Here is a 15,694-nt window from a genome sequence, read left to right as displayed (position 1 = left end):
GTCCAACTGATAGGATTATATGAAAAAACACAGAAAAAGGGCAATAGCAATGGCATATAAAGTGATTATACTCTATCGACTTTATATGCCACCTTACTTTTTAGGGACATTTACTGAATATCCCTAATTATAAAGACAAATGCATCTAAAGCAGAAAAAGGCTACACCATATATTGAAATGAGCTAAAAGTTATCAGTGAACTTCTAAAACACATCTCATTATGATGTAGCCTTTTATTTCTATCAAATTGATAAATCTTAAACTATATCAATATAACATAAGTTTATCATTTTACCACAATCTGACAAGTTTCCCGAATAGTAAATTCAACATTGTCTTTCTGTTCCTGAGTCACATAAAGAGTTTGCAGTTTCTGACGATCAACATTGCAAGTTTTCAGTTTCGGACAACCTGTAACATCCAACGTTGTCAATATATCATAGTAACTAGACCATGATGACAGATAAGCATTGATATTTGTAATATTAGTTCCAGAAATTGACAAAGAAGAAGATTCCACGTAATCATTAAATACCACTGAAGTTACCGGATTATCCCCAATAATTACTGTATGCAAAGGATATACAGACTGGAAGTTCAGTTCTTCTACATTCTTCAATTTAGAAATATCGATAACTTCCATTTCATTGTAAGCCAATTTCAATACTTTAATTTGCGGGAACTGCTCTATACCCTCCAAAGAAGTTATATCGTAATTATTCCACAAAGTTCCAGACAAATCAAGCGTTGTTTCCGTAATTCCCTTCTCAAGCAATTCGCATTCCGCATCTTCATCAGTTTCTCCTAAGATGACCCATTCTTTTTCTGCCAATGCCTGTCTAAAGTTCAGATCAGGAATTGTAACCATCACAGGATTAGGATTCTGCTGTTTTGCAGTCAAGGTCAAATAAACTTTAGAATCTTTCATAAGAGAGATATCTGTTCTTCTAGATGCAATAGCTTCCAAAACATGGAATACCAAAGTCTGCTTTTGCAATCCATCTACAGTTTCTCCCTTTATGGTTTCCTTCAGTTCAATCCATTCCGGCAATTCGCTCAATTCATAATCAATATTGGTCTTAACATCAAACTGCAAATCACCTTCTGACAAACCAGTTTCTTTATATACCTCTCCGTCTTCCAGCAATGCATCCTGCTGAGCCTGTGTAATATCAACAGTTACAGATTTCTCAGAACCTTTAATTGTCAATACAGAGTTGCGCGATACATATTTATCATTTGCACTGACCTCTAAGAGAAGTGTCTCTTTGCCAAAAGCAGATTCAAAAGAAAGAACCTTAATCCACTGAGCTCCTTCATTAGAAAACTCATAGCTCAAATTCGTTTCATTTGTTGACAAAGAAATATTAACCACTGTCTTTTCTGAAGTAACAGCAACTTCAGGTTCTGATACCAGTTCCAGCATCATTGAAGGGTTAGAAATTACAGTCAATTTTTGTACTGCAGATCCTGTAAATATTTTATAGGTATTTGACAACACTTTATTGACCTCATTAGGTTTAACATTAAATGTTAAAGTCTGTCCATTCTGTCCCTTTGTCATAGAAGGAGATGTCCAATCTACTTTAGGGCCTACCAGAGCCCAGTCTCCAGAACTTTCAACGAGTACATCTAAATTACCTCCATCAGGGCCAACAGACAATGTATCTTCAGACAGATTGATAAAGTCTGTTCCTGTACTCAAATTTTCATCAGAGTTGTCATTTGAACAACTATAAAACAACCCTACAGTTGCTAAAATCATCAATATTTTTTTCATATGAAATGCCTAATTTAAAACAACTATAACGAATATCTCTTATTATCATTTTTCTTATAGTAATAGCTAGGATATTTCAACTCCTGCTCATATAACCCTTTACAAACATTCTGTATACGATATACCTGGCTACCGTACAAAGATGGATCCAAGGCAAACCACATATACATTCCATAGCCATCTTCTTTAACACTACGTGCATAATCCTCAGTAGTACTTCCATAGCCACGTCTCAGTTCGACAGACATTCCCGCACATTGTTTCTTAGTCATTCCATCCATCGGACTAGTACTCTGCCCATAATCGGCAACCACTAAATCCACAAAATTATTAGGAGTTATTCCATTTACAGAAGGGCAACGTGAACTCAATCCTCCCAAATAGTAAACAGTAACCAATTTATCAGGCATTGCCTTCTTGGTTTCATACAACAAACGCGCTCCCGCCTGTGAAGAATGACTAGTAAACCAAGGATTGCTCAAATCCGGATAATTAGAATACTCATCATCAAAGTTTACACCATCCAAGTTGTAAGCCTCACAAATTGCAGCCAATTCTCTCGCAAATTCCCGACATCCCATATCAGATAACTGACATACTCCAGATGCATCATGGTTTCCTAAGATACCAAGAATAACCTTTATACCGCGTTTACGCAAAGGCTGCAAATATTGTTCATTATTATCCAGGAGGAACTGTACGTTAGGGTTATTATATACATACACTCTTCCTGTTTCTGCATTCCAATTAATATTGGCAGCAAATAAAACTACATAGTCAAAAAACAACTTACCATCTTCTCTTACAAATTCCAATGCATTCAAAGGGTTTGTATCATTAACTTCAAAATAAAGGAAGTTCTTTACAGCATCTTCGCCTTTGTCGCAATCTGATTCACTGTGATAGTTTTTAACCAAATAAACGCAATGACTATTTGAAGAAAGACTTACACCAGACTCTGCAGAAGTAATTTTCAAAGGCAAAACATAGGTTTCTCCTTCTTCCAAATCATCTGTTGCCGGCTGAATAGTCAAGTTAACAGCCAAAGACTGTTTTTCATCCGGAGCCATCAGAATACTAGCCTCAGCAGCACCGTCCAGCGACATCAATTCTTTAGGGAACAATTTGAAATCTGTTCCATGCAACGCATTATATTCCTGCAAATAATCAGCATCGTAAGAAATGGTAAAATCGACTCCCTTCATAGGGGCTTTTGTCAGATTTACATTTACAGCTGTTGCATACGCTTTTGTTCTAAGCTCTACAATATTATCAGAAAGTCCGCTATTCTTATCTTTTAAAGAGGCTTCAAGTTTCCCGATATTATTATAAGCACCCTGATTCACTGTGCCAACCACCAAGTCATCCTCACAAGAGGTAAAAAGCAGTGAACCGCATATTAAGGCTAATGAAAATATTATTTTATTCATAATTTTAAGATAAAAAGTTATTATTTTTCAGGCAAAGAAACTTTGGTCCAAGTCAAATCATTTACAGCAGTAATATTGTTTCCATTTGCTGTATGGTCTTTTACTTGCTTTCCTGCACCTTCATCAAATTTCCAATATGCAACCAAGCCATCTGTATTTGGATCGACCTCATACATGCTTGAAGCAATCTGTTCCTGTGTTCTCTGCACACTCCAAACTCGGAGTTCTGAGATCTCACCATCCAACCAACGGTCATCGTTCCATGCTTTTCCTACATAACAAGAACCACTAGTCAAATTTACTGTACCTGAAGCCCCTGCATCACGTGCAACTTCCTGACCGTTCGTATACATAATTCTATCACCTGTTGTTGCATCCCATACAGCAGCTACATGTACCCACTGGTCAACAGGCAAACCTAATTCAGAATTACCTTCCGGAAAGTTTCCATTCGGATTTACCATCTGCACCTGATTCTGAGGGAAACCTGCATCTCCGATACGAAGGAGGAATTTTCCTTCTATACCAAAGATAGTACTCATAGCCTCACCTTTCAAACCATTTGAAGTACCAAAATCACGAACTCTGATCAAAGCCTCCACAGTGATTGTCTTCATTGAACGTACCAAGTCAGGAGTATTCCAATTAACCGGCAAGTTATTCTGAGCAATGTCTGCTACTACATTGATCAAAGAAGCTCCCTTGAAAATAAAATAAGTCTTAGTTTTGGATGCCAGTACATCAATACCCTGTACATCCACCAGTTCAACCGGCATTACGTATACCAAATCACGATCCAACTGCTGAAGATTTGTGAAAGTAACTGTTACCGATGCAGAAACCGTACCTCCTACTTTAATTTTAGCTTCCGGCTCTTCAATCACACACATTTCTGCGGGTAATGGCTGGGCATTAGCGTTATAAATCAGATTATAAGTACTAGTCAATGAAGGATTGGCTACAAATTTACCAGTAATAGCCTCGGTAGCCTGCAAAGCAGTTGCCACAGTCAGTTCACGAGTTTCAGTGACAACTTCTGAACCAGATTTAAAAACCAATTCTTCGACCGGAGTCTCCACATTCACAAATAATTTATTGTCGAAGTGATGCTCCTCTACGTCATTCGAACTACAGCCGGTCCATAAGGCGGCCATACAAAAAGCGAAAATATTTAATTTAAAAAGTTTCATAACGCACATTTTAATTTAATGGTGATGGATTCATTATAGAAATGGCTTCTTTAATATTCTTATAATTGCTTTTCACACCAAAATAGTAATCATTCTGAGAACGAGAGATACACAATCCCGCCTGAACAAAATTATCATTATTTGAAATAACCACCAATGCAGCTCCCTTTACAGCATACATAGGTTTACCGTTTTCCTGAGCCTCAAAGTATCCGGTTTTATCCTTGCTGTCAGTCAAAGAAGGAATTGTAACTCCAAAGACAAAACGATCTGCAGGAACACCTTCTATCAAAGACATATTAACCGCAAACAAAATGTCTTCACGATTTACGGCATCTTCTACCGGGATGATAATAAAGGAAGCTTTCTTCAATAAGGCTTTGTCATAAAGAAGATTTTGTGGCTTACCTTCAAAGAAAAGAACGGCATTTGCATTTGCATTTTTCCATTCTTCAATTCTTCCGAAGAAAAGCTGCTGACGCGCTTCCAACTGAAGTTTATCAGCCTCAGGAAGTGCCAATGGATCAATACCTGAATAGATAACATTGATACCATCGTATCCATACTTCTGGTACAATCCTAAATAATAATCCATACGCTGTCCGCAGAATTCAAGGAATCCATCAACTTCCGGTTCAACTTCTCCTTCATTTCCTTCGGTAGTTTCTGCACCATTATCCGGAGTTTCACCTGCTCCTTGATTTTCGATAAATGCCTTATAATCTTTTTCTATCACAGAATAATCGATTGAGAAAAGAGTACGAGTACCTTTCTTACGAATATCCTGCATATCCTGCACTGTAGCAGAATTCAGATTGTCAGCATCGTTCAATATCACATAATCTATACTGTCAGGCAATGCAGCAATACGTTCTCCCTGACCAGAAGGATCAGACTGTTTATTGTCAAACTTAGCAATAGCTACTTTATGTTCACTTCCCTTATATTCATTCAATGAATTGATATAAGCTTCATAAAGAGCAGAATTTTCCTCCTCCAATGTCGGATTCTTTATACCCAAGCTCTCTGTCTCTGTCCAGTCTGAACAAGAAAACAAAGCCATTGTCGCAAAAACTGCAACTGCAGTTCTTTTTAACGGATTATATTTATTAATATTCATAGAATTCACAATTAAGATAATGTACCAAAATTATTTATTTCCAGGTTTACAAGCCCACCATACATCAACGCTCATATTATCAACTCCATTCAGATAGAGATTTACGGCATTCTGTACATTTTCAGTATTACTTGTATACTCTTCCAACGGATATGGCATACGACGGGCACCACGTTCACTATCCACAATACCTCCACTCATGTTTCCTTCAACTGTAGCAGGAATTAACTTTGGATAACCGGTACGACGGTAATCAGCCCAAGCTTCATTTCCCAAAATCCAGTTGGCAATCCACTTCTGAGTAATGATTCTTTCCTGTTTTTTCTCTACATCAGCTGTTTCATCCCATTTAATGGTAATATCAGAAATAGTTGACTCGTATGAGTTCAAGCCAGCCGGGTCTGTATAAATGTCAGGAACACTTGTTTCATCCTCAATATACTGTTCATATCCACCTACACCATATTGTTCAAAAGACAAGCGAATACCTTCATTATAGAAGTCTTTTGCCTCACCACCCATATTAAAGCCAAAAACAGCTTTTCCTTCGGCACGCAAGAAAGCAACTTCGGCCGCATTCATCCACATTACTGGAGCAGAAGCAGAAATATTTACTCTTGAATATTTTGAGAAGTAGCTATCCGCCTTCTTCATGTTGATACCTCTGCGCAAACCTACGAATTCTTTGCCACTCCATCCGGATGCTTCAAAATAAGCAGCGCGACGAGGGTCATTGTAACCGTTCATATAGCAAACGATATCGGCAGCCACATGAGTATCTCCACCCGACGTTTTTTCATTATATCTTACAGCAGTATATATCGGATTACTGATTGCGCTGAAATAATTCCATGCTGCATTATCTTCATTCTCAGTAATAACACCAAATTCCTGAGTAATTGCACTTTCAGCCATTGCTCTGGCCTTATCTACGTTAGCATAAGCAATACGAATAGCCAGACGCAATTTAAGAGAATTTGCAAATTTTATCCATTTCTGGACATCACCTCCATATACATAGTCAGCAGAAGGCACCAATCGAGCATCACTATTGGCTGTCAATGTAGTGATTGCCCCATCCAGTTCTTCAAAGAACTTATTGTATACTTCCTCCTGAGAATCGTATGGAGTGGTGATTTTACCATCTTCTCCGATCTTAGAATAAGGAATCGCGCCATAAGTATCAGTTACACGGCTCATGGCAGCAACCTTGATGATCTGAGCAATTGCATAAGGCACCGGATTACTGGTAGACTCAGATACAATTTTCACCGCATTCAAGTTAGTATACAAAGTGGCAATCACACGGTCACTCATCAGGAAGACACGTGTCCAGTCGTTTTTCGCATTATAATTTGAGATTGTATTTGACCAACCAGAGTTAGAATCTGCGAAATATCCACCCATCGGTCCTCCCAACAAGCAATCAGTAAACTGAGCCGTGTTGACATCCGAAGAAATAACGGCACTAGCCAGATTGCTCATTGCCGAACCCAAAGCATAATCATCAGGATTCAAATTTCCCGGCTGATAAGGATTGGAGTTGATATCAAAATATTTGTCTGTACATGAGGTTGCAGCCAAAAGAAAAGCTCCAACCACCAATTTATTTATTATATGTTTTTTCATACCTATTAACTATTAAAATTTAAAGCTCAGGTTAAATCCGATATTACGCAATGCCGGCATCATGAAATAATCAATACCCTGATAGAAATTGTCTGTAGAAGCAATACTTTCCGGGTCGAATGGAGCTTTATTATAAATCATCCAAAGATTACGTCCTACCAAAGAAAGTCTGATATCACAGATATCACGCAACCATTTTCTTGGGAATGTATATCCGACAGAAACCTCCTGCAAGCGTACGTTAGTAGCAGAATAAGTATAATACTGAGGAACAGATGTACCACCACCGATTACATTATACCAAGTTTCCGGATTAATGTGGTCATTGTCATTGATTACTACATAACCCAAATCACGAGCTGCAGCAGTAGCTTCAGATACACCGAAATAGTCCAACATAGCCTGAGTACGAGAGAAGACGATACCTCCCAGACGAGCTGTAACCAGGAAGCCTACATTGAAGTTGTTCCAGCTAAAGTTGTTTCTCCATGACAAATTACCTTTTGGCAATACACTTCCCAATTTAATGTAATTGTTAGGATCGCTGATAGTTTCTGTAGCAATCTGTCCATTGGCGTCTACATAGATCTTTCCGTTAGCATCGCGCTGCAGATCAATCAAAGAATACAAGTCTCCCATAGAACCACCTTCTCTCAACAGGAAGCGAGTTTCACCCAGACCACCTACATTTAATGTAGAAATAGAAATAGGTTCTCCTGTTGCCGGGTTAACTGCATTGGAAGCCAGTTCCAAAATCTTATTTCTATTCATAGAATAAGTGATACCGGTATCCCATGTAAACTTATTCCAAGTGTTTTTATATCCTAATGCCAATTCAACACCCTGGTTGCGGACAGCACCTGTCTGAAGATAGATTGCAGAAAATCCATTTACAGGCAGATCCGGATTAAATGTCTGGTTCATTGTCTTGGCATTGTAGTAAGTTACATCCAAGTCAAAGTTCTTCAAGAACTTCAATGTCACACCTACTTCAAAAGAATTTGTTCTTTCAGGTTTCAGGTTATATGCAGGATACTGAGTAGTATTACTCCACTGTCCAGAACCTCCAGTAGGTTTCCATTCGTAACGTGGATTAGCCAAATATCTGGCAAAAGGATTACCTACAGAAGCCCAAGAACCGCGTACTTTCATGTACGACAGATAATCCTTGTTCAAGTTAGGCATCAATTCTGACAATACAACAGAAGCACCGACTGAAGGATAGAAGAATGACTTGCTTTCTGACTTAGGACCAGCCAACTGTGACGGCCAGTCATTACGTCCTGTCAAAGTCAGATAATAAGTACTCTTATAACCTAATTCAGCTGAAGCGAAAAGAGACTGAGTCTGTTCACGCCAGCCTTCGTTCAAACGTTCAGTATTCTTGGCACTCAAGTTCTGAATCACAAACCAGTTTGTCAAACCGACACGTTCTCCATCGAAGGGTTCCGAACCATCGGCAATAGGACCACGTACTTTCATCAGGTCATAACGCAAATCAGAGAAAGAACCACCAAAGTTAGCCTGCAGGCTCCAGTCTTCACCGAAATTCTTGTTGATATTGATCAGGAAGTCTGCATACAACTGCTTGTCTTCTGACTTAGAAAGGCCATACAAACCACGGCTGGATTTTTCAGTCAGCTGTGTATTGGTTGAAGCATAGAACTTTTCAGTATAGTTGGTAGCAGTGTTATCCAAGCGGACACGACCGGTAATGCTCAACCAGTCAAAGATCTGATAGCTCAAACCGGCATTCAACATGTATCTGTCTTTCTTGCTTTCACGCAAGTTGCGATAGTTGATCCAGTACGGGTTCTGCATAGCAATAGCCGCATCACCTACCGGCCAGTACTGTGTATAGATCTTACGGGCCTGATCATAACGTTCATACATCTTAATATCTTCCCAGTCATAACCTCTCGGGATCAGATAAGCTCCTACCAACGGGTTATTATAAGTACCCTGGTTAGTCATGTTACGGTCATTCTGAAGGATATAGCTGGCACCGATATCCAACTTCATTTTATCGTTAAGGAAGGAAGTGGTGTTACGAACGGTAAAGTTATAACGGTTATATTTATTATTAGGAACAATACCCTTAGAGTTTACAGCTGCTGCAGATGCATAAGTCTGATTCTTTTCAGTACCTGTAGAGAACGAGATACTTTCAGTACCCGTAATACCGGTCTGGAAATAATCATCTTCCGGTGAATAATTGAACGCATTTGCATCTGTCAATCTGGCTCCCCAGCTCAAGATACCAGAGTTGCTCAATACTCCACCAATACCTGTACCATAACGGGTCTGGAATTCAGGCATTACAAATGGAGATGTGAATTCTGTATTACTACTTACAGTAATACTCATTTTACCTTCTTTACCTTTCTTGGTAGTGATGACAATCGCACCGTTGGCAGCATCAGAACCGTAAAGTGCGGCAGCAGCAGCACCGGTCAATACAGACATTGATTCAATATCTTCCGGGTTGATATCTGCAATCGGTTCGGTAGCACCTTGTGAATCAAATTCAGTTCCACCTTTATTACCTCTTCCTGAGAAGATAGGCACACCATCGATTACATACAAGGCATTGGAAGACTGCATGATAGATTTAGTACCACGCATTACTACTTTAGATACACCACCCACACCTGAAGATGATGCATTGATATTCACACCTGCAACCTTACCACTCAAAGAGTTTACAAAGTTAACGTCCTTATTAGTTGTAATATCATCAGCGTTAACCTGCTGTACGTTATATGACAAGGCTTTTTCTGCACGTTTGATACCCAAAGCTGTTACAACCACTTCTTCCAAGACTTCTGTGTCTTCTTTCATAGTCAAGTCGATGGTTGTTTTTCCGCTTACAGACATTTCTACGCTCTTATAACCTACATAAGAGAACTGAACAATGGCATTAGCAGAAACTTTCAATGAGTATTTTCCGTCAAAATCAGTGATTGATCCGTTCGTTGTACCCTTCTCCATGACAGTAACACCAATCAACGGCATACCTGAAGCGTCTACGATGGTACCTGTAATTGTCTTTTCTGCCTCTTGCTGTGATGAAGTACTGATACTCCGAGTCGAAGACACATTCTTAGACAAATAAATTACATTTTCATCCACTTTGTAAGTGACGCCTTTCCCTGCTAAAACTTGATTTAAAACTTCTTCTACAGATGAGTTTTGCACATTGATGGAAGGAATTGGCATAGAAGCCAGATCGTCATCATAAAAGAATTGATACTTTGACTGAGACTGAATCTGCTGAATCACAGTTCCTAATTTGGAATTTGATAAAGCAATATTCAACTGAGCTGACGCAAACTGTACAGGAACAGTCAACAGCGTGGAAGCCAGCAATGCCCGAAATATTTTTTTCGAGCCTTTACATGAGTTTTTGCTTCTCATATCTGCTTTTTTAAGGTTATAAATTAAATTAATTAATAATATTCTTTTTGTTAATCGTGATATCAATTTATATACAGATATTCATTGTCTTTCATAATACAAATCAATCACTATATAATTTATCCTATATGTTTTTATCCTATAAACAAGTATCTCCTAAAAAACACTTACGTTATTTTTATATTTTCTTCATTCTTTTTTACAAAATCTGAAGCAAATAGCCATAACATCAAGATTTTCCAGCAGTTTACTAAAATCATACAAATCAACTTTTCTTTCCACCTTACTCTCAAAGCGGAATCATGCCACAAAAAGCAAAAAGTTACCTGCCATTATCATTAGATCAATTCATGGCAAGCAACTTTCAAAAAATCAATACAAAAGATATATCTTACAAGCATATCAATTACCTTCAGTCAGTTCCATTGGGGTATATCCTTCCGTTCTGATAAAGCTATCAATATTAATACCCGGGCATAAATATAGGCCGACTATTCAGAAATTCATAGTAATTAAAGCCGAGAAAATCATCAGGCACTTCACCCCAGCGAATCAGTTTCAATCAACTTATACCCTACTCCCCGTACATTGATAATGCGGATATTGGCATCTCCGGCCAGTTTATGCCTCAGTTTGGTGATGAATACATGCAGACTCCGCTGATTGAAAAACGTATCGTCTCCCCAAAGATCCAGCAGAATATCCTGCATGTTTACCACACAGTTCCGGTTCTCGTAAAGCCGTTTCAAAATCTCAGTCTCCCGGTGTGAGAGTTCTTGCCGGCTGTTCTCAAACAACAACAGTTGCCGCCGGACGTCAAACCGGTACTTACCTATCTGATAGCAGGTCTGTTCAGTCGCATCAGACTGGATGAAAGTGCAGGCTCTGCCCACCAGAGCCTTGATGCGTACGATGAGCTCCTGCATGCTGAAAGGCTTTTTCAGATAATCATTGGCTCCCAGTTCGAACCCTTTTACCACATCATTTACCCCCGACCGTGCCGTGAGAAACAATACCGGTGTATTCCGGTCGCTTTGCCGGATGCGTTGTACCATCTCAAAACCATCCATACGGGGCATCATCACATCGGCCACAAGCACGTCGGGACGCATCTCAAAAAACAGGCGCAAACCTTCCACGCCGTCGGATGCCGTCTCCAGGATGAAATTCTGTCCCTCAAGAGTGTCCTTAATAATCATGGCAAGGGTTGTTTCATCTTCCACGAGCAATACTTTTATTTTCTCCATAACCTTAAATTCTTACTGTAAATTCACTACCCTTTCCGGGTTCACTTTTCACTTCTACCGTACCGTTATGCTTTTCGACCAAGGTCTTTACGTAGAACAGTCCCAGGCCATACCCTTTCACCTCATGCAGGTTACCCGTAGGTACCCTGTAAAACTTGTCGAAGATATGAGGCAGGCGGTCGTGGGCAATGCCGATACCGTGATCACTGACCCGGATTTCCGTATGAGTATCTCCGTCCTGTCCGGTATAACGGCGGCAGCAGACGGTTATCTCAGCCTGTCCGTCTGAGTATTTTATAGCATTATCCAACAGATTGCTGATGATATTGGTCAGATGCGTACGGTCGGCCCTCACAGTCAGTCCGTCAGGCTCAATGTCAAGAGAGATATGAACAGGCTTGTCTGCCTTCAGTTTATGCTGTTCGACAAGCGGCAACAGAAGTTCTTTCAGAGGAAGTTCCTCCACGTGCAGACGGAAAGTCTTGCGCCGCTCCATACTCATGGACAGAATCTGCTCCACCAGTCCGCTGAGCCGTTGCAACTGCTCCTGACAGATACGAAGATAGCGCTCGCGTTTGACCGCGTCATTGACCTGATGAAAATTAAGCAAGGCATCGGTAGCTGCATAGGCTACGGCTATCGGTGTTTTCAGTTCATGGGTAATGTTATTGGTAAAGTCACTCTTCATTTCTTCCAGGGTTTTCTGCCTCAGAATAGTATGGATAAGGTACCAGAAAGAGAAACCGAGAATCAGCAGGATCACGAATGAAGTAGCGAGAATACCGGCCATCTGCCATAAAACAATTCCCTCCAAAGGTTCCGTGGTAAGGCGGTAAACGTGGCGCTGAGAAGAGGAAAAAGCATATTGGTAACTTACGGACTCGGGGCCGGGCTGATAACCGGGAGTACCTCCTGTACCCAGCGTATCGGTAAAAAGCCAGCGGCCATTCACATCGTAACCGGAATGCAGGTATTGCAGCCGGTAAGGAATGGAAATATTCATCTCGGTCAGAATCACATTGAGCAGGCTGTCGTATACACTGAATACCGGCTCGGACAGCACATCCAGACCGGAGTGCAATCCTCGTTGCAGATAAACCGCCATGCCAATCATGGAATCCTGATTACGGAGCAGCATGTCAAGTCCCTTACTGGCATGGAGCATAGCCGCGGGACGAAGGGTATCTTTCTCTTCTCGATGAAGCGTATCGTTCTGAGAAGTAAATCCTTGCGGAAGCGTATCGGGAGCCTGATAAAGCACGGTATTGCTTCTTACGAACTGCGTTCCCTCCACGTCAAATCCGGTGGAGATAGAGACTTCGCCATGTTCTTCATCCTCCTCCTGCAGCCCTTCGACGCGAATCATCATTTCATTGTAGTCACTGATACGCATGGCTTCCGTAATGTTGCGCTCCAAGTCGGCACGCATGGTATGATAAAGCCCCGTCAGCCAATAGGTCTGATAGGCAAATATGCCTGCCAGCGAGAGGATGACAAGCATCACTATGTATTTAGAAGGTAGTTTCATGAGGATAAAGATACGCAGTTAATCGGTATACTCTGATAATCGGTAAGACTAAATAACACTTCTGTCCTGCACTTTTTTCTGATAACACTCGATAAGACTTCATAAGTCTTCGGTAACACGGAGTTGTGTTATCTCCGTGTATTTTTGTGGTGACGAAAAAAATTGACCAAACAAAATGTGGAACAGAAAATGATGAGACGAAATGTATTGCTATCGGCAGTCTGCCTGTGTGTAGCGCTGCCGCTCTCTGCCCAAAAGGAAATCGGGAAAGAGGCTTCACAGTCTTTTCCGGCAGACAGTCCGCTGACGGGAGATGCCCGTATGGACAGTATTTTCCGACAGCTCCCCGAAGTCATGGTAATGGGTGAACGACCGGTGGTCAAGGCATCGGCCGGTAAACTGGAGTACGACCTGCCGCAGATGATTAAGGACCGTCCGGTAGACAATGTCTACGAGGCCCTGAAGGAGTTGCCGGGTGTCATTGAGCAAGACGGTGCACTGACTTTAGGCATGCAGGAAGTAACGGTAGTGATAGACGGTAAGGTGACCAACATGAGTACCAGCCAGCTTTATGCCTTGTTGAAATCCCTGCCTCCCAGCCGGATGGAACGGGTGGAAGTGATGTATCAGGCTCCTGCCCGTTATCAGGTACGGGGTGCCATGATCAATATCCGCCTGCGTCATTCACTGGAGACTCCCGGTACAGTACAGGGGGAAATCTATGGGAAATACGACCAGAATTATGAGGCTTCGTTTGAGGAACGGGCCTCACTGTTATACAACGGGAAGCGGTTGTCCATGGATGTGCTTTACGATCATAGCCACGGGGAAAGTTTCACTACCACGCATAAGGAAGCCCGTCACTGGCAGCAGGCCAACGGGTCTACACATCTTATCGAGAACGAAGAGGAGAAACACGGACGGAGCCATACTCACAGCTTCCGCTTGGGAGCAGACTATCAGCTGGGGGAAAATCACTCGCTGAGCGGGGTGTACAACGGTTCATATACGACGAGTCATATCGGGCAGTATACCCGGGGAACGCAGATGGCAGAAAGCATGACCCGCCAGACTTCGTGGCTGCACAACGGGCGTCTGGATTATCAGACTCCTTTTGGGATGAAGGCAGGGGCGGAGTTTACCTGGTACAATGCCCCCGATGAACAGCTGCTGCACAGTCGTATGGAGGAACAGCAACTCGATTTCTATACCGAAGCCGGACAACGTATCAATGCCTGGAAATTCTTTCTGTCGCAGGAACACGCACTGAAAAACGGGTGGGGCCTGAATTACGGGGCGATATATACCACGACTGTGGATCATTCGTATCAGACGTATTTCAATGAGATAGGAGAAAAGAAGGAGGATACGGTGTTACCGGAGGATGTCGAGTCGCGCCGCAGGGAGCAGACGTTCAATTTCTATGCCGGCTTCAGTAAATCGTTCGGACAGAAGCTGATGGCGGATTTCTCGCTGGCAGCAGAGCATTATCGGACACCGGTATGGAAAGAATGGGACTGTTATCCGGTACTGAACCTTACGTATCTGCCTGCCGACGGACACATTGTCCAGCTCAATTTCAGCAGTGACAAAACTTATCCCGAGTACTGGGCGGTACAGGATGTGGTGTCTTACATGGGCGGAGGGTACAGCGAACTACAGGGGAATCCGCTGCTGAAACCTGAAATCGAGTATGCGACTTCTTTGTCGTATATCCTGAAGTCCAAATATGTCTTTACCCTCTGGTTCAACCACACCAAAGACCGGTCCATGCAGACTCTCTACCAGTCGCCCGATCAACTGCTGGAAATATACAAGTTCCAGAACTTCGACTTCGAGCAGCAGGCGGGTCTGCAGGCTTCCATCCCCTTTAAGATGGGACAATGGCTCAACTCACGGCTGACCCTCCTGGGAATCTGGATGCGGCAGAAAGACGGGGATTTCTATGATCTTCCTTTCGACCGCAAACGGTTGCTCGGTATCGCATCACTGAACAATACGTTCACGCTGAGCCGCAAGCCGGATGTACGTCTGACGGTAGACGGACGGTTGCAGGGACGTGCCATCCAGGGAATTTACGACATTCCTGCGTGCGGCAACCTTTCGGCTACGCTCCGTTATACTTTTTGGGGAGGGAATGCCGTACTGACTGCCTGGTGCCGGGATATTCTGCAGACCTCGATGCCCTGCCCGGAGATACGTTATGCACGCCAGTGGGTGACCAATGCGTATTCCAGTTTCCGAAGTGCCGGCATTTCGTTTACCTGGAAGTTCGGCGGATATAAGGAGAAGAAAAGAGAGGCCGTAGATACGTCACGGTTCAAATAATCTACGAAGGAAATTGCAGAATAG

At 41.9% G+C, this 15,694-nt stretch carries 9 protein-coding genes; 1 reads left to right on the top strand and 8 read right to left on the bottom strand.

Annotation, left to right across the window (positions count from 1 at the left end):
• Positions 1–287 precede the first annotated feature (287 nt).
• The 8 genes from H3001_RS12655 to H3001_RS12620 all read right to left on the bottom strand — a co-directional run bounded on the left by H3001_RS12655 (position 288) and on the right by H3001_RS12620 (position 13,342).
• Positions 288–1,781: a BACON domain-containing protein gene (locus H3001_RS12655; RefSeq protein WP_178245132.1), complete on the bottom strand. Its 1,494-nt coding sequence runs from the start codon at positions 1,779–1,781 to the stop codon at positions 288–290.
• A 23-nt stretch (positions 1,782–1,804) separates the two neighbouring features.
• On the bottom strand, positions 1,805–3,211 hold the full coding sequence (locus H3001_RS12650; RefSeq protein ID WP_181215139.1) for a BT_3987 domain-containing protein: 1,407 nt from the start codon (positions 3,209–3,211) through the stop codon (positions 1,805–1,807).
• A gap of 20 nt (positions 3,212–3,231) precedes the next feature.
• Entirely contained in the window at positions 3,232–4,401 is a 1,170-nt protein-coding gene (locus tag H3001_RS12645; protein ID WP_181215138.1) for a DUF1735 and LamG domain-containing protein, read from the bottom strand.
• 10 nt (positions 4,402–4,411) lie between these two features.
• Positions 4,412–5,521, bottom strand: a complete 1,110-nt coding sequence (locus H3001_RS12640; protein ID WP_181215137.1) for a glycoside hydrolase family 18 — start codon at positions 5,519–5,521, stop codon at positions 4,412–4,414.
• A gap of 30 nt (positions 5,522–5,551) precedes the next feature.
• Positions 5,552–7,150 carry a RagB/SusD family nutrient uptake outer membrane protein gene (locus H3001_RS12635; protein ID WP_181215136.1) on the bottom strand — a complete coding sequence of 533 codons (1,599 nt, stop codon included), beginning with the start codon at positions 7,148–7,150 and terminating at the stop codon, positions 5,552–5,554.
• Positions 7,151–7,162: 12 nt separating this feature from the next.
• Positions 7,163–10,567: a TonB-dependent receptor gene (locus H3001_RS12630; RefSeq protein ID WP_181215135.1), complete on the bottom strand. Its 3,405-nt coding sequence runs from the start codon at positions 10,565–10,567 to the stop codon at positions 7,163–7,165.
• Between the two features lie 539 nt (positions 10,568–11,106).
• Positions 11,107–11,814: a response regulator transcription factor gene (locus tag H3001_RS12625; RefSeq protein ID WP_178243571.1), complete on the bottom strand. Its 708-nt coding sequence runs from the start codon at positions 11,812–11,814 to the stop codon at positions 11,107–11,109.
• A 4-nt stretch (positions 11,815–11,818) separates the two neighbouring features.
• Entirely contained in the window at positions 11,819–13,342 is a 1,524-nt protein-coding gene (locus H3001_RS12620) for a sensor histidine kinase (RefSeq protein WP_181215134.1), read from the bottom strand.
• Positions 13,343–13,534: 192 nt separating this feature from the next.
• On the opposite strand from H3001_RS12620, the gene H3001_RS12615 reads away from it, so the two are divergent.
• Positions 13,535–15,670 carry a TonB-dependent receptor gene (locus H3001_RS12615; protein ID WP_181215141.1) on the top strand — a complete coding sequence of 712 codons (2,136 nt, stop codon included), beginning with the start codon at positions 13,535–13,537 and terminating at the stop codon, positions 15,668–15,670.
• Positions 15,671–15,694 lie beyond the last annotated feature (24 nt).

The sequence above is a fragment of the Phocaeicola faecicola genome, from assembly GCF_013618865.1.
In the GTDB taxonomy this organism is placed as follows: Bacteria; Bacteroidota; Bacteroidia; order Bacteroidales; family Bacteroidaceae; genus Phocaeicola; species Phocaeicola faecicola.
The sequence above is the reverse complement of the archived record's forward strand: the minus strand, read 5'-3'. Positions and strand labels throughout refer to the sequence as shown.

Bases quoted from the DNA above. Each gene is read 5' to 3' on its own strand.
- H3001_RS12655 (WP_178245132.1), bottom strand. From the start codon at position 1,781: ATGAAAAAAATATTGATGATTTTAGCAACTGTAGGGTTGTTTTATAGT.
- H3001_RS12650 (WP_181215139.1), bottom strand. From the start codon at position 3,211: ATGAATAAAATAATATTTTCATTAGCCTTAATATGCGGTTCACTGCTT.
- H3001_RS12645 (WP_181215138.1), bottom strand. From the start codon at position 4,401: ATGAAACTTTTTAAATTAAATATTTTCGCTTTTTGTATGGCCGCCTTA.
- H3001_RS12640 (WP_181215137.1), bottom strand. From the start codon at position 5,521: ATGAATATTAATAAATATAATCCGTTAAAAAGAACTGCAGTTGCAGTT.
- H3001_RS12635 (WP_181215136.1), bottom strand. From the start codon at position 7,150: ATGAAAAAACATATAATAAATAAATTGGTGGTTGGAGCTTTTCTTTTG.
- H3001_RS12630 (WP_181215135.1), bottom strand. From the start codon at position 10,567: ATGAGAAGCAAAAACTCATGTAAAGGCTCGAAAAAAATATTTCGGGCA.
- H3001_RS12625 (WP_178243571.1), bottom strand. From the start codon at position 11,814: ATGGAGAAAATAAAAGTATTGCTCGTGGAAGATGAAACAACCCTTGCC.
- H3001_RS12620 (WP_181215134.1), bottom strand. From the start codon at position 13,342: ATGAAACTACCTTCTAAATACATAGTGATGCTTGTCATCCTCTCGCTG.
- H3001_RS12615 (WP_181215141.1), top strand. From the start codon at position 13,535: ATGAGACGAAATGTATTGCTATCGGCAGTCTGCCTGTGTGTAGCGCTG.